Raw genomic sequence first — 1,107 nt, forward strand, 5'->3', positions numbered from 1 at the left:
CCCCTGCGCGCAAAGCAGCGCAAAAAGCCCCCCAGCCCGCACCTGTGCCTGAGCCTTCATTGGTCGATCAGTTGCTCGAAAACCCCCTGCTCCCGGCCGGTGGCGTAGCCGTATTGAGCTTGTTGGGGCTGCTGGCATGGCGCAAACGCAAGCAACAAGCAGCCGCAGCCAGCGCATTCAATGACTCAAGCTTAGAGGTGGCACCGGCCCCTGATTCTTTGTTTGACAGCAGTGGCGGCCAACAAATTGATACCAACAGCGACACCCCGGCCAGCACCATGGCGTACTCGCCAAGCCAGTTGGATGCCAATGGCGATGTGGACCCCATCGCCGAGGCCGATGTGTACCTGGCCTATGGCAAAGAAGATGAAGCCATCAAAATTTTGGCCGAAGCCCTGCGCAGCGCCCCAGATCGGCTGAACATTCACATCAAACTGGCCGAAATTTACGCCAAGCAGCAAGACCTCACCCAACTGGAAGTGACGGCGCGCGCCGTCAAGGGCCTGACCCAAGGCCAGGGGAGCGATTGGGAGCGCGTGCGCACCCTGGGCTTCAACATGGACCCCTACAACTCCTTGTACGCAGAGGGCACCACCACCGGTGCCGCCGCGGCGGCGGCCACCACCACCGGTTTTGCCCAGGCCTTGGCGCAATCTGCCGAGACTGCCGCGCCCACGCCTTCTTTGGAAAGCGAACTGCTCATCCCGCCCAGCATCCAAGACGATGACTCGACCGACCAATTCATTGCGTCGATAGACAGCAGCCTCAACATTGAAGCCCCGCCGTCGCAGCCAGAGCTGCCCTCCCAAATTCAAGACACCCAATTTGCGGACAGCATGCTCAGCCCACAAGAGGCCGTGCCCAGTTTTGACTTCAGCCGCGTCGATCTTGACCTGCCTTCCGGAACCGACAGCGCCACCGCTACAGCAACCGAGACCAACGCTGCGCCAGCACCTGCGCCCGCCGAGACGCTGGACTTTTCTCTGGACAGCAGCTTTGGCTTCCCGACCCCAGCCCCCGCTGCTGAAACACCGGCCGAGGAAGACGATTTTGGCTTGAGCCGTTTGGATTTCACCGACACGCCCGCCACCTTCGACACCCCTGCCC

The 1,107-nt window shown here is 61.5% G+C and carries 1 protein-coding gene; it reads left to right on the plus strand.

The window, feature by feature from the left end; translation table 11 throughout:
• Window positions 1-44 precede the first annotated feature (44 nt).
• Window positions 45-1,107 (plus strand): type IV pilus assembly protein FimV (locus J1777_RS14190; RefSeq protein ID WP_423220556.1); only part of this gene is annotated, 1,063 nt, incomplete at its 3' end.

Source organism: Comamonas denitrificans (assembly GCF_017368815.1).
GTDB lineage: Bacteria > Pseudomonadota > Gammaproteobacteria > Burkholderiales > Burkholderiaceae_C > Comamonas > Comamonas denitrificans.